18 protein-coding genes and 1 pseudogene are annotated in these 20,600 nt (G+C 54.7%); 4 read left to right on the top strand and 15 right to left on the bottom strand.

What is annotated here, in order from left to right:
- Positions 1 to 142: 142 nt before the first annotated feature.
- Complete coding sequence (gene rluC / locus WH277_RS14270; protein WP_133842818.1) at positions 143 to 1,105, bottom strand: 23S rRNA pseudouridine(955/2504/2580) synthase RluC; 963 nt, start codon at positions 1,103 to 1,105, stop codon at positions 143 to 145.
- Between the two features lie 687 nt (positions 1,106 to 1,792).
- On the opposite strand from rluC, the pseudogene rne reads away from it, so the two are divergent.
- Positions 1,793 to 5,344, top strand: a pseudogene (gene rne / locus WH277_RS14265) (ribonuclease E).
- 326 nt (positions 5,345 to 5,670) lie between these two features.
- Here rne and flgL read toward each other — a convergent pair.
- From flgL to flgB, 11 genes are all read right to left on the bottom strand, one after another.
- Entirely contained in the window at positions 5,671 to 6,639 is a 969-nt protein-coding gene (flgL, locus tag WH277_RS14260; RefSeq protein WP_133842812.1) for a flagellar hook-associated protein FlgL, read from the bottom strand.
- Positions 6,640 to 6,662: 23 nt separating this feature from the next.
- Positions 6,663 to 8,306: a flagellar hook-associated protein FlgK gene (gene flgK, locus WH277_RS14255; protein ID WP_133842810.1), complete on the bottom strand. Its 1,644-nt coding sequence runs from the start codon at positions 8,304 to 8,306 to the stop codon at positions 6,663 to 6,665.
- Positions 8,307 to 8,438: 132 nt separating this feature from the next.
- A complete protein-coding gene (flgJ, locus tag WH277_RS14250; protein ID WP_133842808.1) occupies positions 8,439 to 9,380 on the bottom strand; it encodes a flagellar assembly peptidoglycan hydrolase FlgJ in 942 nt (313 codons plus the stop codon).
- Positions 9,380 to 10,486, bottom strand: coding sequence for a flagellar basal body P-ring protein FlgI (locus tag WH277_RS14245; RefSeq protein WP_133842806.1), 1,107 nt, complete (start codon positions 10,484 to 10,486; stop codon positions 9,380 to 9,382). The genes flgJ and WH277_RS14245 overlap by 1 nt, the downstream gene beginning before the upstream one ends.
- A 9-nt stretch (positions 10,487 to 10,495) precedes the next feature.
- Entirely contained in the window at positions 10,496 to 11,197 is a 702-nt protein-coding gene (locus WH277_RS14240; protein ID WP_133842804.1) for a flagellar basal body L-ring protein FlgH, read from the bottom strand.
- An 86-nt stretch (positions 11,198 to 11,283) separates the two neighbouring features.
- Positions 11,284 to 12,066, bottom strand: a complete 783-nt coding sequence (gene flgG, locus WH277_RS14235; protein WP_133842802.1) for a flagellar basal-body rod protein FlgG — start codon at positions 12,064 to 12,066, stop codon at positions 11,284 to 11,286.
- 15 nt (positions 12,067 to 12,081) lie between these two features.
- Positions 12,082 to 12,837: a flagellar basal body rod protein FlgF gene (locus tag WH277_RS14230; protein WP_133842800.1), complete on the bottom strand. Its 756-nt coding sequence runs from the start codon at positions 12,835 to 12,837 to the stop codon at positions 12,082 to 12,084.
- 21 nt (positions 12,838 to 12,858) lie between these two features.
- Complete coding sequence (flgE, locus tag WH277_RS14225) at positions 12,859 to 14,067, bottom strand: flagellar hook protein FlgE (RefSeq protein ID WP_133842798.1); 1,209 nt, start codon at positions 14,065 to 14,067, stop codon at positions 12,859 to 12,861.
- A gap of 30 nt (positions 14,068 to 14,097) precedes the next feature.
- Positions 14,098 to 14,769 (bottom strand): flagellar hook assembly protein FlgD, encoded by a 672-nt coding sequence (gene flgD / locus WH277_RS14220; protein ID WP_133842796.1) that lies wholly within the window; start codon positions 14,767 to 14,769, stop codon positions 14,098 to 14,100.
- Between the two features lie 11 nt (positions 14,770 to 14,780).
- The gene (flgC, locus tag WH277_RS14215; protein ID WP_062743747.1) at positions 14,781 to 15,185 is read right to left on the bottom strand and encodes a flagellar basal body rod protein FlgC; all 405 of its coding nucleotides are present in this window, start codon (positions 15,183 to 15,185) and stop codon (positions 14,781 to 14,783) included.
- Positions 15,186 to 15,187: 2 nt separating this feature from the next.
- Positions 15,188 to 15,601: a flagellar basal body rod protein FlgB gene (flgB, locus tag WH277_RS14210; protein WP_062743748.1), complete on the bottom strand. Its 414-nt coding sequence runs from the start codon at positions 15,599 to 15,601 to the stop codon at positions 15,188 to 15,190.
- A 156-nt stretch (positions 15,602 to 15,757) separates the two neighbouring features.
- Between flgB and flgA the strand changes: the two genes are divergently transcribed.
- The 3 genes from flgA to flgN all read left to right on the top strand — a co-directional run bounded on the left by flgA (position 15,758) and on the right by flgN (position 17,269).
- The gene (flgA, locus tag WH277_RS14205) at positions 15,758 to 16,426 is read left to right on the top strand and encodes a flagellar basal body P-ring formation chaperone FlgA (protein ID WP_133842794.1); all 669 of its coding nucleotides are present in this window, start codon (positions 15,758 to 15,760) and stop codon (positions 16,424 to 16,426) included.
- Between the two features lie 105 nt (positions 16,427 to 16,531).
- Positions 16,532 to 16,834, top strand: a complete 303-nt coding sequence (flgM, locus tag WH277_RS14200; protein ID WP_133842792.1) for a flagellar biosynthesis anti-sigma factor FlgM — start codon at positions 16,532 to 16,534, stop codon at positions 16,832 to 16,834.
- A 3-nt stretch (positions 16,835 to 16,837) separates the two neighbouring features.
- The gene (gene flgN, locus WH277_RS14195) at positions 16,838 to 17,269 is read left to right on the top strand and encodes a flagellar export chaperone FlgN (RefSeq protein ID WP_133842791.1); all 432 of its coding nucleotides are present in this window, start codon (positions 16,838 to 16,840) and stop codon (positions 17,267 to 17,269) included.
- Between the two features lie 72 nt (positions 17,270 to 17,341).
- Here the strand turns inward: flgN and murJ are convergent, their stop codons facing one another.
- The 3 genes from murJ to WH277_RS14180 form a co-directional block, all read right to left on the bottom strand.
- The gene (murJ, locus tag WH277_RS14190; RefSeq protein ID WP_133842789.1) at positions 17,342 to 18,880 is read right to left on the bottom strand and encodes a murein biosynthesis integral membrane protein MurJ; all 1,539 of its coding nucleotides are present in this window, start codon (positions 18,878 to 18,880) and stop codon (positions 17,342 to 17,344) included.
- A gap of 142 nt (positions 18,881 to 19,022) precedes the next feature.
- Positions 19,023 to 19,946 carry a Gfo/Idh/MocA family protein gene (locus WH277_RS14185; RefSeq protein WP_133842787.1) on the bottom strand — a complete coding sequence of 308 codons (924 nt, stop codon included), beginning with the start codon at positions 19,944 to 19,946 and terminating at the stop codon, positions 19,023 to 19,025.
- On the bottom strand, positions 19,943 to 20,593 hold the full coding sequence (locus WH277_RS14180) for a DUF480 domain-containing protein (protein WP_374760124.1): 651 nt from the start codon (positions 20,591 to 20,593) through the stop codon (positions 19,943 to 19,945). The genes WH277_RS14185 and WH277_RS14180 overlap by 4 nt, the downstream gene beginning before the upstream one ends.
- Between the last annotated feature and the right edge of the window lie 7 nt (positions 20,594 to 20,600).

Below are 20,600 nucleotides of genomic sequence, written 5' to 3'. Positions count from 1 at the left end.
ATGCCTGACCCCTACAAAGTCCGTGTCCTTACGTAGGGGCGAGGTATGCCTCGCCTTGGGTCAGGGCTACCTGCCCCCTACAAAGTCCGTGTCCTTACGTAGGGGCGAGGCATGCCTCGCCCTGGGTCAGGGCTGCCTGACCCTACGTGGCGGGATACTGTTTACGCAGAATCTCCAGACAACGTTTCAGTTCGTTGTCCAGGGGCGCTTCCACACGCATGATTTCCCCGGTATTCGGGTGCGTGAAACGCAGCGCAGCGGCATGCAGGAACAGGCGTTTCAGACCGGTCCCACTTAGCTGCTGGTCAAAATCGGCTTCGCCGTAGCGATCATCAAAGGCAATCGGATGCCCGGCATGTAATGTATGTACGCGAATCTGGTGAGTACGCCCGGTGACCGGACTGGCTTTTACCAGCGTAGCCATGGCATAACGCTCTTCCACTTTAAACAGCGTCTCGGACGGTTTGCCTTCACTGTTCACCTTCACAATGCGCTCACCGCTTTGCAGGATATTTTTCAGTAAAGGTGCCCGGACCGCTTTCACATGGGATGGCCACTGCCCGCGTACCAGCGCGAGGTAATCCTTCTGCATGCCCTTCTCACGCAGTTGCTCGTGCAGCGAACGCAGCGCAGAGCGTTTTTTTGCCACCAGCAATACCCCGGAGGTGTCGCGATCCAGGCGGTGGACTAACTCCAGGAAGCGCGCATCTGGACGCAGCGCACGCAGCCCTTCAATCACACCGAAACTCAGACCACTGCCCCCGTGTACGGCAGTGCCGGACGGTTTGTTCATGACGAGAATGTGGTCGTCTTCATAAATGATGGCGTGTTCCAGTGCGGCGACTTTCGCCAGCTTAGGTGACACATTATCGTCTTCACGCTCTGCCACCCGCACGGGGGGAATGCGCACCTCATCCCCGGCCTCCAGTTTGTATTCCGGTTTGATACGTTTCTTGTTCACCCGCACTTCGCCTTTACGCAAAATGCGATAAATCATGCTTTTCGGCACCCCTTTTAACTGGGTGCGCAAAAAGTTATCGATGCGCTGTCCTGCTTCATCAGCAGAAATGGCAATAAAATGTACGGCTGGAGTATTGGTTTTCATGGTTGGCGATTCTAAATAGTGCGCTGTGATAGCGCCACCTCTTTTTCTGTGCTTAACTGACAGAGACGGTTACCGCAGGAAGTTGTGACCGGTTTTTAGACAATCTGCTGAAAAGCACTGCAATACGTTCTAAAAGCTGAGAGAAACTTCTCAACGCGGATAAAGTCACCTTGCGATCACCGCCTTAGCAATGGAATAATATCTCCGTTTTTGACGCTAAGACTTGCGAACGTAAGGGAATAGTTAGCGTGTACCCAATAGATTTCGTGTTGCAGCAAGGCAAGCGAAAGAATCCCCGGAAACAGACATAAGTCGGTATTTGGGGATGAATGAGATCAGCCAACATGGCTGCGGCTCGAAAGATGAAGGGTGAGAAATTTTGCCGGATAGCGCATACACGCAGCAATGGCGTAAGACGTATTGTGCAATCAGGCATTTAGCGGGCTGCGGGTTGCAGCCTGGACGATAAAACGGGATTGGTTCACCTGGTATTCTACTGGCGGTTCCCCCCTTAAAAGCGCTGTTTTTCCATATGTAAAACAGGCTACCGAGTTTTTGCACCCCTTTAGCTGCTGACAACCGGGAGGTTGACGGCTTTGCGATGAGACACGGGGTCATCGGTTTTCATGTCCAGCGTTACTTTGCCCGCAGCTTTGTCACTAATGTAAGAATAATGAGTAAGTTACGATGAAAAGAATGTTGATAAACGCAACTCAGCAGGAAGAGTTGCGTGTTGCCCTCGTGGACGGACAACGTCTGTACGATCTGGATATTGAAAGCCCTGGACACGAACAGAAAAAAGCCAACATCTACAAAGGCAAGATCACCCGCATTGAACCCAGCCTCGAAGCCGCATTTGTTGATTACGGCGCTGAACGGCACGGTTTCCTACCTCTGAAAGAAATTTCCCGCGAATACTTCCCTGCTAATTACAATTCTCACGGTCGTCCAAATATCAAGGATGTACTGCGTGAAGGCCAGGAAGTCATTGTTCAGATCGATAAAGAAGAACGTGGTAATAAAGGCGCAGCCCTGACCACCTTTATCAGCCTGGCGGGAAGTTACCTGGTTCTGATGCCAAACAACCCACGAGCAGGCGGTATTTCACGCCGTATCGAAGGCGATGACCGCACTGAACTGAAAGAAGCCCTGTCAGCACTGGAATTGCCTGATGGTATGGGTCTGATTGTACGCACCGCGGGTGTGGGCAAATCGGCCGATGCACTGCAATGGGATCTCAGCTTCCGTCTGAAACATTGGGAAGCCATTAAGAAAGCTGCTGACAGCCGCCCCGCGCCTTTCCTGATCCATCAGGAAAGTAACGTGATCGTGCGCGCCTTCCGCGACTATCTGCGTCAGGACATCGGCGAAATCCTCATCGACAATCCAAAAGTGCTGGAGCTGGCTCGCCAGCATATCGCCGCACTGGGTCGTCCAGATTTCAGCAGCAAAATTAAACTGTACACCGGTGAAATCCCGCTGTTCAGCCACTATCAAATCGAATCGCAGATCGAATCTGCATTCCAGCGTGAAGTGCGTCTGCCTTCTGGCGGATCGATTGTTATCGATTCCACCGAAGCGCTGACGGCTATCGATATCAACTCCGCACGCGCCACTCGCGGCGGGGACATCGAAGAAACGGCGTTTAACACCAACCTGGAAGCGGCCGATGAAATTGCCCGCCAGCTGCGTTTGCGTGACCTCGGTGGCCTGATCGTTATCGACTTTATCGATATGACCCCGGTTCGTCATCAGCGTGCGGTAGAAAACCGCCTGCGTGAAGCCGTACGCCAGGATCGTGCTCGTATTCAGATCAGCCATATTTCACGTTTCGGCCTGCTGGAAATGTCGCGTCAGCGTCTTAGCCCTTCTCTGGGTGAATCCAGCCATCACGTTTGCCCACGCTGTAGCGGCACCGGTACCATCCGTGATAACGAATCGCTGGCTCTCTCCATTCTGCGTCTGATTGAAGAAGAAGCGCTGAAAGAGAACACCAAAGAAGTTCATGCCATCGTACCGGTTCAGGTTGCTTCATACCTGCTGAACGAGAAACGTGAAGCCGTCAGCGCCATTGAAAAACGCCAGGGCGGCGTGCGTGCCATTATCGTACCCAACGATAATATGCAGACACCGCACTACTCAGTTCTGCGCGTGCGCAGTGGTGAAGAGACGCAAACTCTCAGCTATCACCTGCCTAAACTTCACGAAGCAGAAATGGCGTTACCTTCTGAAGAAGAGCACGCTGAGCGCAAGCGTCCTGAGCAGCCTGCCCTCGCCGCTTTCGTGATGCCAGATGCGCCGCCAGCACCACAGGAAGAAATCGCAGAAGTTGCAGCAGCCACTCCGGTTGCCCAGCCTGTCGCGAAAACACCTGCTGCTGCTGAGCCGGGCCTGGTTAGCCGCTTCTTCAGCGGGTTGAAAAAACTCTTCGCTGCGGAAGAGAAACCGGTCGTTGAGCCACAGCCACCTGTCGTTGAAGAAAAAACGGCCGAAGCCGCGGCTCCACGTGGTGAGCGTCGTAATAACCGCCGCCAGAACAACAACCGTCGCGACCGTAACGGTGAACGTGGTGAGCGTTATGGCGACCGTAATGCGGACCGTAGCGATCGTAATGGCGAACGTAACGACCGTAACAGTGAACGTAACGACCGTAATGGTGAACGTAACGAGCGCAACAGCGAGCGTAACGACCGCAACGGTGAACGTACTGAACGTACTGAACGTGCACCACGTGAACGCAACAACGAAGCGCGTGAAAATGGTCGTGACGACAATCGTCGTAACAACGCCAATAAACGCAATGCACCACAGGCGGATGCCCGCAGCGAACGTATGGTTCCAGACGAATTTGAACGCAGCGAAACCTCGCAGCCACGTCAACCTCGTCAGGATCGCCAGCGTCGTCGTCCTGGTCAGAACCAGTAATAAAAACGGCCGGTCGTGCAGGAAGAGAGCATCGTTGAGCCGATCATCGAAGCTGTAGACAATCAGGAAGTGCAGGAAGAGAACGTACAGGTGATGCCGCGCCGTAAACCGCGCCAGTTGAACCAGAAAGTGCGTATCGAAACGGCTGAACAGACCGCTGCGCGTTCGTTTGAACCGCAAGGTGAAGAAGTGACCCCGGCAGCCACGCCAGTGGTTAACGAACCTGTGGCTGAGTCTGATGACAACGACGATCGTGATGGCAACAATATGCCACGCCGTTCACGTCGCTCTCCACGCCACCTGCGTGTGAGCGGTCAGCGTCGTCGCCGTTACCGTGATGAGCGTTATCCGACACAGTCACCAATGCCGCTGTCTAACGCTGCTGCATCGCCAGAAATGGCATCAGGTAAAGTGTGGATTTCTTATCCGGTTGCTCAGACAAGCGATCACGAAACGCATGAAGAGCATGGCCATTCAGTGGTCCCTCCTTACGGTCATACAGAGGTTGAAACGCCTGTTGCAGAAGCCACTGCCGCTGTCGAAGCCGCTAATGCGGTAGAGGCTGTCGCTGCCACCGCACCTGTGTTTGAAACCCCTGAGGTTAACACTCCTGCGATTGAAGCCCCGGTCGAAGAGCAGGCAGAACCTGTGCAGCAGGCTGAGCCACAGCCAGAAAATCTGCCAGAAATCACCCCTGTGATTGCTGAAGAGACGGCTGCCATTGACGCACCGGTAAACGAAGAACCCGCCGTAATTTCTGCCGCTGACGAAGTTGTCGCGGAAGAGACTGCAGCAGAAGCGACGCCTGTGGAAGATGTTCAGCCTGAGCCAACTTTTGCCGCAGTTGATGCTGTTGCGGATATTGTGGAAGAAGCCCAACAGGCGACTGACATTGCCAGCGTTGCTCCGGTTGAAGTCAGCCCTGAAGTTGAGCAGCAGGTTGCCGAAGTGCTCCATGCACCGGAAGTGACTGCAGCACAACACACTGTGGCGACCAGCGAGCCGCACGCTCCGGTTCCTGCCCGTGACGAGCCTGTCGCGGATGCACCGGTTGCTGCTGAGCCTGTGGTTGATGCTGCACCGGTCGTTGCCAGCGCACCTGCTGTTGCAGAACCCGTGGCCGCTGCCCCCGTGCAGAGCAGCGCTCCGCATCATGCTACCGCGCCAATGACGAACGCCCCGGCTCCGGCTTACCAGCCAGAAGCACCAAGTCAGAGCGACTGGGTGCGTCCGGACTTTAACTTTGAAGGTAAGGGGTCAGCAGGCGGTCACGCTGCAACTCATCAGGCGACTGCTCCGGCAACCCGTCCTTAATACCTGATAACGCGTCAATCAAGCCCTGGCCACCTGGCCGGGGCTTTTTTTTATCTGCTCTTCCCTCCCCGTTTACGCCAGTATCTCTGTATTCACCGATCGTTGTCGCAACGTATTCATGTCTGTGAGTATACATATACCCGCCGTCATCAGCATCGCGGTTCATAGACACCATTGCGTTATCGACAAGTCGTTAAAAGGATACGGGGCACACCGTTACGTGAGGGGAGATAGCAGGCAAAAAAAACCCGCTGTCAGCTTTGGCTACTGACAGCGGGAGAAACTGAACGTACACGGTTAAAGCACGTTCAAATATTAGAGGTCAGCTAGGAATTCATAGTAAACAGCGACAGTTTCGACATCTGCTGGAACACGGTATAAGAGGCCTGTAAGGCCGCCTGCTGCATGGTATAGCTGGAGATGGTTTCAGTGGTATCGGCACCGATTAACCCGCTTAACTGGTTCTTCAGATTCAGTGTGGTGTCATCCCCTTTTGAATCAAGGTTTGTCAGTTCCTGCAGGTTCGTACCGATCTCAGAACGCACGCTTGACACATTTTCCAGCGCATTACTCAAACCACGGTTAGCCTTGCCCATATTGAGCCCCTCGGCATCGATTGCCGCTTGATCGGCATCGTCCAACGGGACTTTCAGCGATTTAATCGCGGTATCAAGGATGGTAAAGATATTGCTTTCACCCGTGGTGCCATCCGGTTCTTTCACCGCACTACTGGTCAACGAGTCAAAAATTTGCTTGCCGGTATGGTTCGTGGTCAGCGTACGGCTGGCATCTACTTTTTGTGTAATCGGAGTCAGCCCGCCATTATAGGTGGTTTCGCCTGTAGTGGCATCGGTGGTGAACGGTGCCGTATCGCTATCATAACCGGCAAACACATAGCGCCCATTACCATCGGTACTGTTTGCCAGATTGAGTAACTGTGCACGAAGTCCTTCCAGCTGGGTGGCATAGGAAGCACGGTCAGCATCTGACAAGATCCCGTTTGATGCGGCAACCACAGTAGTCTGAGCGCTGATAATGACATCAGCAGCCTGCTTCAACGTGGTTTCTTCGGTTGACTGGTTTTGCGTAGCAAATACGCGCGCCGTTTTAAACTGGGCGGTCTCAGCCTGTGCCTGAGACACCACCACCGCCTGCGCAGATGCAACGGGATCATCCGACGGCCGGTTAACACGGTTACCCGTTGAGAGCTGTTCACCCACTTTCAGCCAGCTTGCCTGCGAAGTCTGGATGCCACGCATCTGCTGGTCATAGATCATGCCGGTACTGAGTCGCATGGTATTAGTTCCTCTGCAAAAAATTAGCTGACAGCACTAAGCAGTGCCTGAAAGATGGTGGATGCAGTCTGCAATACCTGGGCGTTAGCCGTGTAATATTGCTGATAGCGCGTCAGGTTGGTGTACTCTTCATCCAGGTTCACCCCGGAAACAGACTGCTGCTGATTAGTCAGCTGTGTGACGACGGCCGCCTGTGTGGTACTGGTGGTTTCCAGCGTGCTGGTTTTATTACCTACGGTCGCCACCAGGCTGGCGTAAGCCTGCGTCAGGGTGCTTTTACCGTTGATCACATTAGCTGTCTGCAGATCCAGCAGCTTCTGTACGTTTTCATTGTTACTTTCACCGCCCGCCGAACTGGCCGCAGCCAGCTTGGCTTCCTCGGTCACCAGTACGCTCATTCCGGTCACGACGCTGGAGACCGGCTTAACAGTGAAGCTGTCTTTGGCTGCAGGCAGAGTGTCATAGGCCACTGAGAGGCCATCAAACGACAGCGTCTGAGCAGTGGTATCCACGGTAACTGTCGATTTAGTGTTGTCAGACAGGCGCGTTGCCGTCCAGTTGGTGCCGTCGTAACTGACGGTATAATTAGAAGCCTGTACCGCAGTAGTATCTGCCCAGGTGGCAGTCAGCGAAGCACCGCCGGTATTTTTGCTGTTCGAGATCACAGACGGGCTACCGAGCGCAAAGAAAGCACCGCCATCTGCGCCATCAACATCTTTGCCCAATTCATGCTGGGTATTGAAGCTGGTGCCCAGCGCCATAGCGAGTTGTCCCACCTGGTTGCGTACGCTGTCCAGATCGCTACGGAATGCCAGCAATCCACCAAGTGAACCCGTGGTGACCAGTTTTTCTGAGATTTCGACTTTTTGACCCGTCACAGAGTCAACGGTCGCGATCGTGGTACGCGATGGATCGGCGCTGGAAGGCACGGCAGCCAGTTGGCTGTAAGTATCACCCTGGACCAGAGAAATACCGTTACCAATAGAGATATTGTAACTACCCCCATCCTGCTGGGTGACGTTAACGCCGACCAGCTTATTCAGCTCACTGACCAGTTGATCACGCTGATCGAGCAAATCGTTGGGTTCGCTACCCCCACCCGCGCCTTTCAGTTTGATGATCTGCTGGTTAACGTTAGCGATCTGTTTGGCGTAGTTGTTAATTTGCTCAACAGTGGCTTTTACCGACGTGTTCACACTGCTGTCGAGGTTCGATAAATAGGTATCAGTCACTTTAAACTGATTGACCAGACCTTCCGCTTTGCCTAATACCGCCTGGCGGGAAGAAGAGTCGCTGGCGTTGCTGGCAAGCGTCTGCAGCGAGCTGAAGAAGTCCTGCATATTGGTCGACAATGTGTTTGTGGTGCTGGACAGCATGTCGTCAATACTGGAAAGCTGGCTGTACTGAGTCGTAATGGCACTGGACTGAGCGCTGGCCGCGCGCAGCTGGTTAGTGATGAACTGGTCATACTCACGGTATACCGTGGAGACGTTCGCACCATTACCATAGTAGCTGTTGCCACTCAGGGTACTGTTGGCCTGAGCCAGCACAGTTGTCTGGCGCGAGTAACCGGTTACCGCGTAGTTCGAGATGTTGTTACTGGTGGTATTCAGCGCAGCAGATGCAGCGCTTAACCCGCTCATCGCGGTATTGATTAAGTTAGCCATTTCGGGTCCTTGTTAACCGGCAACTGCAGAGCCAGCATTGACGAATCGTTTGCCGGAAGGGGGTTAACGCAAATCCGGCCTGAAAAGGTTATCGGTTAAACCGGGGCAAACTTGAGCATTTCCCCGAAAAATTTAAAACAAATCGCCGATATCCTGGCTGTAGGCTTTGACCACTTTTTCACCCATATTTTTGAACTGCTGGATCATACCCACCAACTTTTGTGCATATTTAGGATCGGTGGCATAACCCGCAGCCTGCAACGCCTGCGCGCCCTGTTCCGGCGAGGAAGCGGTCGTCACGGCCGCATAGCGTGGATTGTTACTCAGCAGTTTGACGTAGTCGTTGAGGGCATCGAAATAGGAGTCGTAAACACGGAATTTTTGCTTCACCTTTTTCGCTTCACCATTCTCAAATTCGGTGGTCATCACATCAGTGGTTTTACCCTGCCAGCTGCCCGTCGCTTTAATACCAAAGACGTTATAGCTTGGCTTACCGTCACGCGTGAGGATCTGGCGCTGGCCCCAACCTGATTCGAGTGCGGCCTGGGCCAGAATCAGGTGATGAGGAATACCACTTTGCTCACTCGCCGCCTGTGCCGGTTTTGACAGCATCGCGATAAAGTCACCATTGTCACCGGATAACGGCATCTCTGCGCTGGAGAAACGTGGCACCGCTTTACGGACCATTTGTTCCATCGCCAGCGGAGGTAATGTGTTGATAAAGCTCTTATCCAGCGGCATGGGCACCGTACCGGCTTTCTCATCCAGCGGCTTCTGCCCTTCCATCTGTTTCACGATAAGGTCAGCCAGACCGAGGCCTTTCGCCCCGATCTCCTGGCCAATCTGCTGATCGTACATTGAGGTATAAAGCCGCGTCTGCTCGCTACTCATCAGGCCATCCTGCGGTAGCGCCTGGCGCATGCTTTTCAACATCATCTGGACAAACATCCCTTCGACCTGTTTTGCCACTTCGCGCGCATGCGCTTTCGGGTCATCACCGGCTAACCGTTTCAGGGTGTTCAGCGAGCGGCTGTCATACGCCGCGCTGCTCAGAGACTGGCTGTTGTCACTCATCAGATAATTTCCAGTTTGGCGTGCAGGCAACCTGCGCTTTCCATCGACTGCAAAATAGACATCAGATCGATAGGCGTCGCACCCAGCGAGTTCAGTGCACGAACCACGCTGTTCAAATTCGCGCTGGCGTTAACCGTTTGCAGTGCGCCCCCGCTCTGACGCATATCAATCTGCGTTTGCGGTGTCACCACAGTCTGACCACCGCCAAATGGCGTATCAGGCTGACTAACGTTCTGCGTCTGATTGACCGTGACCGACAGGCTGCCCTGGGCGATCGCACATTGCGTCAACATCACTTCACGGTTCATGACCACCGAGCCAGTACGTGAGTTGATGATCACTTTGGCGTCCTGAATCGGAACCGAGACATCAATATTCTGGATATCCGCCAGTAGACGTACCTGAGAGGTGTTATTTGCTGTTGAGCGGATCTGCACCGTGCGGCCATCGACGGCCTGCGCCATCCCGTAGCCACCGCGACTGTTAATGGCGTCGCTGATGCGCTGCGCCATGCTGAAATCTTCCTGGTTCAGATACAGGCTTACGATATTGCTGGTGGCGAAGTTATTCGGCAATTCACGCTCAATCGTGGCACCGCCGGTAATACGACCACCGTTCACCTGGTTGACCTGCACGCTACTGCCACCGGCCGCAGCACTGGCACCGCCGATCAGAATGTTACCCTGCGCCAGCGCGTAAACCTGGTTATCCACGCCTTTCAGCGGGGTCATCAGCAGCGTACCGCCGCGCAGACTTTTGGCGTTACCCATGGAGGAAACCACCACATCAACCACCTGCCCCTGACGGCCAAATGCTGGCAGCTTTGCAGTCACCATTACCGCCGCCACGTTTTTCAACTGCATATTGGTGCCGGTAGGAACAGTGATCCCTAACTGCGACAGCATGTTGCTCAGGCTCTGTGTGGTAAATGGCGTCTGGGTTGTCTGGTCACCGGTGCCATCGAGTCCCACCACCAGACCGTAGCCGATCAGGGAGTTATCACGCACGCCGCCCACGGTAGTGAGATCGCGAATACGATCGGCCTGCGCCAGGGCGCTAAACCCCACCGTCAGCAGCAGGACACATCGAATCAGTACATTACGCATTAAAACCTCTTACATCGGTGATATGTTCAGGAAGAACCGTTGCAGCCAGCCCATATTCTGCGCCTCATTGATGTAGCCGTTACCGACGTACTCAATGCGGGCATCAGCCACCTGGGTGGAAACAACACTGTTGCTGGCGCTAATCGTGCGTGGGTTAACCACACCGGAGAAGCGGATAAACTCTGTTCCCTGATTAATTTCAATCTGTTTCTCACCGACCACATTCAGGTTGCCATTAGGCAATACCTGGTTAACGGTAACGGTGATGGTGCCGGTAAAGGTGTTATTCGCTGAAGCGCCCCCTTTTCCTGCAAAATCATTTTTCCCTTCCCCGGCGAAGGTGGCTTTGTCGCCACCCAGCAGTCCGACGAGGGCACGCGGTGTCGCGCTTAACCCGAAGCTGGAAGATCCATCACGTCCGGCATTGGCAGAAGAACTCTTACTCGCGCTGACATTTTCCTGCAGCGTGATGGTTAATGTGTCGCCAATATTACGTGGGCGGCGATCCTCGAACAGCGGCTGATAGCCGTAGTTCATCGGCATCACGCCCTGAAAAATAGAACCGTTGACCAATGCAGGTGAAGCAGGCATCGGCTGGGCCGTCGTCGAGCCTTCGACCAGTGGCTTACGGGGAACTAACGCACAACCGTTAAGCGTTAGCAGCAACGTGGCTACCAACAAACGTCCAGGCAATGAGATCTGCTGCGCCATGGATATAAACCTTTCATTACGAGAATATTGTATTAACGGGCCGGGCAAGCCCGGCACCTGTAACGGTCAATCAGTCCGTCTTACTTTTACAGCTGAGTCAGTTTCGCCAGCATCTGGTCAGAGGTACTCACGGCCTTACTGTTAATCTCATAAGCGCGCTGAGTCTGGATCATGCTGACCAATTCTTCCGCGACGTTTACGTTCGACGTTTCCACATAGCCCTGGTACAGCGTACCGGCACCGTTGTTGCCCGGGTTACTTTCCGTTGGCGCACCGGATGCCTGTGTTTCCTGGTAAAGGTTTTCACCCATACTTTCCAGACCGGCATCGTTGACAAACGTGCTCAACGTCAGCTGCCCTACCTGAACCGGGTTAGTCTGGCCCTGCTGGGTCACACTCACCACACCATCACGACTGACGGTCATGCTCAGGGCGTTTGGCGGGATCGTGATAGCGGGCTGAACCGGGAAACCACCGTTGGTGACCAGCTGGCCATTCTGATCCGTCTGGAAAGAACCATCGCGGGTATACGCGGTGGTGCCATCCGGCATCTGAATCGAGAAGAAGCCCTGGCCACTGATCGCCACATCCTTCGATGAGCTGGTCTGCGACAGGTTACCCTGATTATGCAGGCGCTCTGTGGCCACCGGACGCACACCCGTACCGATCTGCAAACCGGAAGGCAGCGTGGTCTGTTCTGATGACTGCGCGCCTGGCTGACGCATCGTCTGGTACATCAGGTCTTCAAAAACCGCACGCTGGCGTTTAAAACCGTTGGTGCTCACGTTTGCCAGGTTGTTGGCAATAACGTCCATATTGGTCTGCTGGGCGTCAAGGCCGGTTTTGGCAATCCATAGAGAACGGATCATGTGTTATTCCTCTGATCAGCCCATTGACAGCAGCTGGTTGGCTTTTTGTTCGTTTTCATCGACGCTGGAAATCACTTTCATCTGCATCTCGAAACGACGGGCGTTGGCAATCATGTCCACCATGGTCTGCGTGCTGCTGACGTTGCTGCCTTCCAGCACGCCCGGCATCACTTTCATGGTGGCATCGATAGGTAACGTGGCACCGCGTTGGGCCACCGCACTGGCTGAGACGCGGAACATACCGTCATCACCGCGCGTCAGCTCACTGCCAGTAGCTTGTACCAGCTTGAGCCTGCCCAACTGCACCGTCGCATTCGGCGCATCGCCCGGATTCAGCGCAGTAATAGAACCGTCAGCCGCGATGGTGAGTTCAGCGCCCTGCGGCACCGCAATCGGTCCGCCGTCACCCATCACCACGTTGCCCTGTACGGTAAGTTGCCCGGCAGGGCTGACTTCCATATTCCCGTTGCGGGTATAGGCTTCGGTGCCGTCGGCAGTCTGCACTGCCAGCCAGCCGTCACCCTGCATCGCCACGTCCAGCGCACGCTCGGTGTAATCCAGCGCGCCCTGGGTCATATCTGCTCCCGGCGTCGACGCCGTGACCAGCGTACGGGTAGGCAATGACAACCCTTCCACCGGCACCGCACGCGCAGCACTGAGCTGCGCACGGAAGCCCGGCGTTGCGGCGTTGGCCAGATTGGCCGCCGTCACTGCCTGCTGATCGAGGGTCTGACTGGCAGCCCCCATTGCGGTATATATTGCGTGATCCATAGGGCCGTCCTGTTAACCGAATTAGCGCAGGTTGACCAGTGTATTAAGAATCTGGTCCTGAGTTTTGATGGTCTGCGCATTCGACTGGTAGTTACGCTGCGCAACGATCATATTCACCAGCTCTTTACTCAGGTCCACGTTTGAGGACTCAAGCGCACCCGCGGTCAGCGTACCGAGGTTACCGGTGCCGGCGATGCCGGTCAGTGCCTGACCAGAAGACGCCGTCGCAGACCAGACGTTGTTACCTTCTGATTTCAGGCCTTCCGGGTTTGCGAAGTTAGCCAGCACGATCTGACCCAGAACCTGAGTCTGTTCGTTGGAGTAGGTTCCGACCAGGGTGCCATCATCGTTAATCTGATAGCTGGTCAGTTCACCCGGTTTGTAACCATTCTGGGTCGGGTTACCGAAGGTGCTGGTACCGTTGTTCTGTTGCAGGCTGCCGGTAATATCGACAGTCAGGTTGGTCGGGCCTGCTGAACCGTTCAACGCGCCCATGGTGAAGGCCACCATGCCACTCGCTGGGGTGGTCAGATTACCGCTGGTGTCAAAGACCAGCGGAGTAGCCGTACCCGTGGTACCGGTTGAAGCATCAACCGGAGTGACCGTCCAGTTGTTATCAGCCGTCTTATTGAAGTACAGATTGATGGTATGTGAGTTACCCAGTGAATCGTATGTGGTCATTGACGACTTGGCGTTATAAGTCGTTGGATCGGTAATATCTAAGTCTGCAACAGCCAGAACGCTATCCGTCGAATTCAGGTTCGCAGTCATGGAGGCAGTGGTAGTTGCTTTCGCTGACATCGCGGTGGTTGGCACGCTCAATCCTACCGGGTTAGCACCGGTCTGGATGGTTGGCGGGGTACCGGTGGCCGGATAACCGGTCAGCTGCAAGCCCTGCATGTTAACGATATTACGATCTGCATCCAGCGTGAACTGGCCGTTACGGCTGTAATACACCGCACCAGTGGTGTCCGCCATACGGAAGAAGCCCTGCTGGCTGATCGCCACATCAAGACCACGGCTGGTGGTGGTAGTGGTACCGTCGTTAAAGTCCTGTACCACGGCCGCAACCTTAGTACCCAGACCTACTTTAGAACCGGCAAACATATCAGCAAACGCGACGGTGCTGGATTTAAAGCCCGAGGTGGCGGAGTTGGAAATGTTGTTACCAATAACGTCGAGGTTGCTGGATGCTGCGTTTAAGCCGCTGACTGCCTGTGAAAAGCCCATGTTGTCACTCCTGAAGCATAAATTAGTGGATTAAATAATCTGACGTACGTTTTCCAGGGTGGTCGTCCCCATGGTGCCCAGGTCAAGTACAGCACCCGTCGCGCTACTGCTGACGCCGCTCACGTAGGCGTAATTCAGCGGCTGTGCAACCAGCTGACCGGTGGCATTACTGGCGCTGATTGAAACGGTGTATTTACCGTCGGCCGCGACGCTACCATCGGCGGCTTTCCCATCCCACTGGAAGGTATGCACACCGGCGGTTTGAGCGCCCAGGTCAATGGTCTGGATCACGGCACCGCTGCCATCTTTAATGGTGGCGGTGGTCGCAGTGGAAGCCTGCCCCAGTTCCACACCAAACGGCGTGGAGGTGCTGTTGCCGACCAGCACCTGTGAACCATTGACCATCACGCCGTGACCGATAAGGGTCGAGGCCTGCAAGGACTGGCCCGAGGTAATCTGACCGGAAATCGATCCCAGCGTGGTATTCAGTTTCTCAATACCACTGAGGGTATTGATCTGTGCCAGCTGCGAGGTCAGTTGACTGTTATCCATCGGATTGGTCGGGTCCTGATTCTGCAACTGGGTGACCAGCAGCGTCAGGAAGTTACTCTGCAAGTCCGCCGCTGACGTATCAGAAGAAGACGAGGAAGATTGCAGCGTTGTGGTGGCCTGCTTTTCATTTACACCAACAGCAATACTCATCGGGAAGCTCCTTATTGACCCATGGTTAAGGTTTTCAACATCATCTGTTTAACGGTGTTTAAAACCTCAACATTGGCCTGGTAACTGCGCGAGGCCGACATGGTGTTCACCGTTTCTCCTACTACATCCACATTGGGCATCTTCACGTAACCTTTGGCATCGGCCATCGGGTTACCGGGCTCATACACCAGACGCGCCGGGGCAGGATCATCGATCACCTGCGCCACTTTCACGCCGCCGGTCGGGGACCCCGGTGCCGCGTCGGTTTGAAACACCACCTGTTTCGCTACATAGGGCTGACCATCCGGCCCGGTAACGCTGTCGGCGTTGGCCAGGTTACTGGCGCTGACGTTAAGACGCTGTGACTGTGCAGCCATTGCCGAACCGGCAATATTAAAAATATTTAAAAGTGCCATCGTTATTGCCCCTGTAGCACAGACATCATGCCTTTAATCTGACTGCTGATAGCCATCAAATCCGTCTGATATTTCAGACTGTTATCGGCAAACTCTGTGCGTTCGCGGTCCATATCTACCGTGTTACCGTCCAGCGCAGGCTGGTCAGGAATGCGGTACATCAGGTCCATCGAAGGCGGTTGAAGATTTTCCGCAGGAATATGGCGTGCCGACGTCACCGCCAGCGACAGCCCGGAACCCTGCGCCCGCCCTTGTTCCAGCACCTTATTCATCTGGCTGGCGAAATCGATATCGCGTGCCTGATAGCCCGGCGTGTCAGCATTGGCGATATTGGATGCCAGGATTTCCTGTCGCTGTGCACGCAGGTTCAGGGCTTCGGTGTTAAACCGTAGTGCTGCGTCCAGTTTGTCGAGCATGCGTCCTCCGCAAGTGAGAATTTAGAGCTGACAGCATAATCTCGTGGGGGAAAGGGCTATCGTTTGAATAGCGCTAAAAACCGTCGCTAATTTGCGCCTTGACAATATGCATCTGAGGGTAGAATCGGTGCCATGTTGAAATTAAGGGGGTCTCTGATGCGAGGATTCACACGACTACTGGCCGTTTTAGTGGCTCTGATAAGCGTCTCTGCCAGTGCTGTCGACCTTAACGCACAGCTCAATGAATTTTTTAAAAATCGCTATGGGCAAAGTGGTCAGTCTGCCGATAACCTCACCGTGGTGGTGAAAACCCCGCAGACAATGTGGCCAGCCTGTGAGCAACCGCAGTTCTCACTGCCGGGTAACAGCCGCATGTGGGGAAACATCAGCGTTGCCGCCAATTGCGATCAGAATCGACGTTATATTCAGGTACAGGTTCAGGTCAGCGGTCAGTATCTGGTTGCTACCCGCCAGGTGCCGCGCGGCGCGACGATCTCCGCCAGCGATATGCGAATGGAGCAGGGCCGACTGGATACCCTGCCCGCCCGCACCCTGACGAGCCCCGCAGACGCGGTCGGCGCTATTGCCCTGCGCGATATCAATCCTGGTCAGCCCGTCACACTGATGATGATGCGCCAACCGTGGCGAGTGAAAGCAGGCCAGATGGTTACCGTTACCGCCAGCGGTGAAGGGTTTAATATCAGCAGCGAAGGCAAGGCAATGAACAATGCCACGTCCACGCAACCGGTCAGAGTTCGGATGAGTTCAGGGCAAATCGTGATGGGTAAGGTCGACGCTAATGGGAATATTCTGATATCGCTATAAACCACTAAAGAAGGCTACAGTTCTGCCGATAGTGTTAATAACGGTCATTGTACTATTAGAATATTGAACATCAGGTTGTGAGAACCTGAGTTAACAGGAGCGCATATGAGCATCGACAGAACCCAGGCATTGAAACCGGCAAGCACTGTACAGTCACGTGATACCAATGATGTTGCCCAGCCAAAAGCACGTGCAGCAGAAAGCAAGACCACTGAAACCACAACCGGTACTCAGGTTATTCTCAGCGGCGCGCAGTCACAGTTGAGCAAAGCCAGCTCACAGGACATTAATACGGCTCGCGTTGAAGAGCTGAAGAACGCAATTCGCAACGGCGAACTGAAGATGGACACCGGCAAAATTGCCGACGCACTGATTCAGGAAGCTAAAGACTCACTGCAAGGTAATTAACCCATGGATAAGCTGCAAAACGCACTTGATAAAATGCTTGAAGTTCTTTCGTCGCTGGCCGATGTCATGAATGCGGAGCAAGAACAGCTCTCGGCAGGTCAGGTCAACAGCAGCTTATTGCAACGGATTACCGAGGATAAAAGCTCTTTACTGGCTACCCTCAATTTCCTGGAAGATATGCGTCGTGACGCCGAAAAAGTCACTGGTATGCATGTGCCTTACAGCCAGCACCCGGCACTTGCACGGCGCTGGGCGGCTATTCAGGAACAGACGGTAAAACTGCGTGATACCAATTTACATAACGGTATGTTGCTCAACCATCAGATCAGTCATAACGAGCATGCGCTGCAAGTCTTGAAGCCTTATCAGTCACAAAAATTTTATGGCCCTGACGGACATGCGATTACCAGCGCTCCGGTAAGTCGCAAAGCATAATATCCGTCAACCCGTGTTCGACTTTACCCCGCTGCGCCCTTGCGCTGCGGGGTTTTTCTGTTTGTTATTCTCTTACTGCGCCGTTCGGCGAGAGAAGTGACGCGGGCGGAAACCAAGAGCACCCAACACAACAAAATAGACACCCCCTCCCACCGCGCAGACCGCGGCCAGACGCAGCAAACGCGACAACATATTGCCGCTGGCCCAGTCAGGCATCACGTACATCATGCCCAGCAGCGCCGCTGCCATCACAACAACAGCAATCCCCAGACGCATCAGGAAACTGAACCAGCCCGGCTGCGGCTGGAAAATATCCTGCTTACGCAGTTGCCAGTAGAGCAGCGCGGCGTTAAGACAGGCAGCCAGACCGATAGACAGCGACAGCCCGGCGTGTTTCAGCGGGCCGATAAACGCCAGGTTCATCACCTGCGTGGCCAGCAGCGTAAACAGCGCAATCTTCACCGGGGTTTTGATGTTCTGTCGCGAGTAAAAACCCGGCGCCAGCACCTTAACCACAATCAGCCCCATCAGTCCGACCGAATAAGCCACCAGCGCCCGCTGCGTCATGGCGGCGTCAAATGCGCTGAACTTGCCGTACTGGAAGAGCGACACGGTGAGCGGTTTCGCCAGAATCCCCAGCGCTACCGCGCTGGGCAGTGCCAGCAGGAAGCAGAGGCGCAGCCCCCAGTCCATCAGTTTGGAATACTCGTCCTGGTTACCGCTGGCAAAACTCTTGGCCAGCGAAGGCAGCAGAATGGTGCCCAATGCCACGCCCAGCACCCCGGAAGGAAATTCCATCAGACGGTCAGCGTAGTACATCCACGATACCGAACCGGACACGAGGAAGGAGGCAAAGATGGTATTGATGATCAACGAAATCTGGCTGACTGACACACCGAGGATCGCCGGCCCCATCTGACGCATCACACGCCACACGCCCGCATCCTTCAGGTTAAGGCGCGGCAACACCAGCATGCCGATTTTCTTCAGATGCGGCAGCTGATAACCCAGTTGCAGCACGCCCCCCGCGACCACCGCCCATGCCAGTGCCATGATGGGAGGATGAAAGTGCGGTGCCGCAAACAGCGCAAAGCCGATCATACTGACGTTCAGTAACGTGGGCGCAAAGGCGGGAACAGAAAAACGGTTCCAGGTGTTGAGGATTGCCCCCGCCAGCGACGCCAGCGAAATCAGCAGAATATAAGGAAAGGTGACCCGCAAGAGCGAAGACGTCAGCGCAAACTTGTCCGGTGTGTCGGCAAAACCCGGGGCGGTAATCAGGATCACCCAGGGAGCCGCGAACATCCCCAGCACCGTGATAATCGCCAGAGCCAGGGTAAGCAGCCCTGACACATAGGCAATAAAGACTTTGGTCGCTTCTTCACCCTGCTTGCTTTTGTACTCCGCAAGAATCGGCACAAAGGCCTGAGAAAATGCGCCTTCGGCAAAAATACGGCGCAGCAGGTTTGGCAATTTGAAAGCAATAAAGAAGGCATCGGTCGCCATCCCCGCGCCAAACACGCGTGCCACAATGGCATCACGCACAAAGCCCAGCACACGTGAAAACAGGGTCATGGAGCTGACCGCTGCCAGTGATTTCAACAGGTTCATGTAATTCCTGATTCTGATATCCGGGAAGACCGGCTTGCGACAATCACAGCCCGATGATCTTCGGGCCATTTAAGGTGCGGATAGTCTACTGAAGTGAAAGGAAATAACCACAGTGGATTGTTACGGGGTTTGTGTTGTAAACCTATTCCCGCTCGGCATCACGCCATAATTTTTCGACCATACGCTGGGCCAGCAGCGCCTGCTCGCCGCTGATTTGCGGCATTGTCTGATTTTCCACGCAGCGGATAAAATGATGCGCTGCGCCGACAAAACCACGCTGCTCCAGCGTGCTCTGCCAGCCGGGGATGGGGTCAATACTGATCTGCCCTGCTTTCTCCTGCTGCCAGTCACGCATATCGCTGACCTGATAGACCGCCCCCTCGTCCACCGCCATCACGCGTTCCATCTGGCTGCCAGCACGACGATGCATACTGGTCGTGACCTGAACACCCGCCACGTTAAAGTGGTGTTCGGCATACAGCATCTGCCCACTGTCGTTGGTCTGCAACGTGCCACTCAACAACTTTCCTTCCCCGCCACCCAGCCACAGCACGCTGTCGACCACATGCAAATAGTCATCCAGCAAGGTGAAAAACAGATCCTGTGGCCCCACGCTATCACTGCGGTGTTTATCCATACGTATCGTCGCCGGTTGCAACAGCGCTGACTTCAACTGAAGGTAGCGTGGTGCAAAACGGCGGTTAAAGGCCACCATCAGTTTGCGTCCGCGCTTATCGGCCAGGTCCACCAGCCGCTCCGCCTCACTCAGCGTAGCCGCCAGAGGTTTATCAACGCAGACATCCACCCCGGCGCGTAACAGCCGATCGACGATCGCATAGTGGCTGGCAGTGGTGCTGTGGACAAACACGGCATCGCTGGCCGCCGCCAGATCGTCAAGGGAGCTGAGTAAGGGAATGCGATAGCTATCGCAGACCGGGCGCGCCTTTTCCTGATTCGGTGAGAACGCGCCAGCAATCTGCCAGCCATCCGTCTTCGTCAGCACCGGCAACCAGGCTTTTTGCGCAATGCCGCCCAAACCGACGATCCCCACTTTTAATGCACTCATTCTGCCTCCTGTACGGCCAGTAGCCGGGCAAGCTGCTGTTGCAGTGCCACAACCTGTTGTTCAAGGGAGGCCACCCGCGCTTCCAGCCCGCTGTCATGGTCATTAACAGGGCTGGCAGCCAGTGAACCTTCATCCACATCACCGCTAAACAGATGCATAAAGCGGCTTTCGCGTTTACCCGGTTCACGTGCCAGACGCACCACCAGTGCGCCGGATTCGCGCTGTGCCAGCCGCTCCAGCGTCTGTTCCACTTCGGATATATCGGCAAAATCATGCATACGCGTAGTGCGGGTGCGCAACTCACCCGGCGTCTGTGCGCCACGCAGCAGCAGTGTTGTGATCACCGCCACTTCGGCAGCAGTAAACTTCAACTGACCAAACTCAGAGTTACAAAAACGCTGTTCATACTTCACTACCCGGCTGCCAAAACCGTTCAACGCCGTCAGTTGGTGTTTTTTCACCAGCAAATCGAGGGTGTTCTGTACATCGCTATCGGTCAGCGACATCACCGGCTCACGGTTGGACTTCTGGTTACAGGCGGTCACGACGCCGTTAAGCGACATCGGATACTGATCCGGAGTAGTGACCTGTTTTTCCAACAGGCTGCCGATGACGCGCGCTTCAACGGCGGTAAAAGGGGTTTTGATCATCTGG

Origin of the sequence: Erwinia sp. MYb416 (assembly GCF_037479575.1) — a bacterium.
Classification (GTDB): Bacteria; Pseudomonadota; Gammaproteobacteria; order Enterobacterales; family Enterobacteriaceae; genus Erwinia; species Erwinia rhapontici.
The sequence above is the reverse complement of the archived record's forward strand: the minus strand, read 5'-3'. Positions and strand labels throughout refer to the sequence as shown.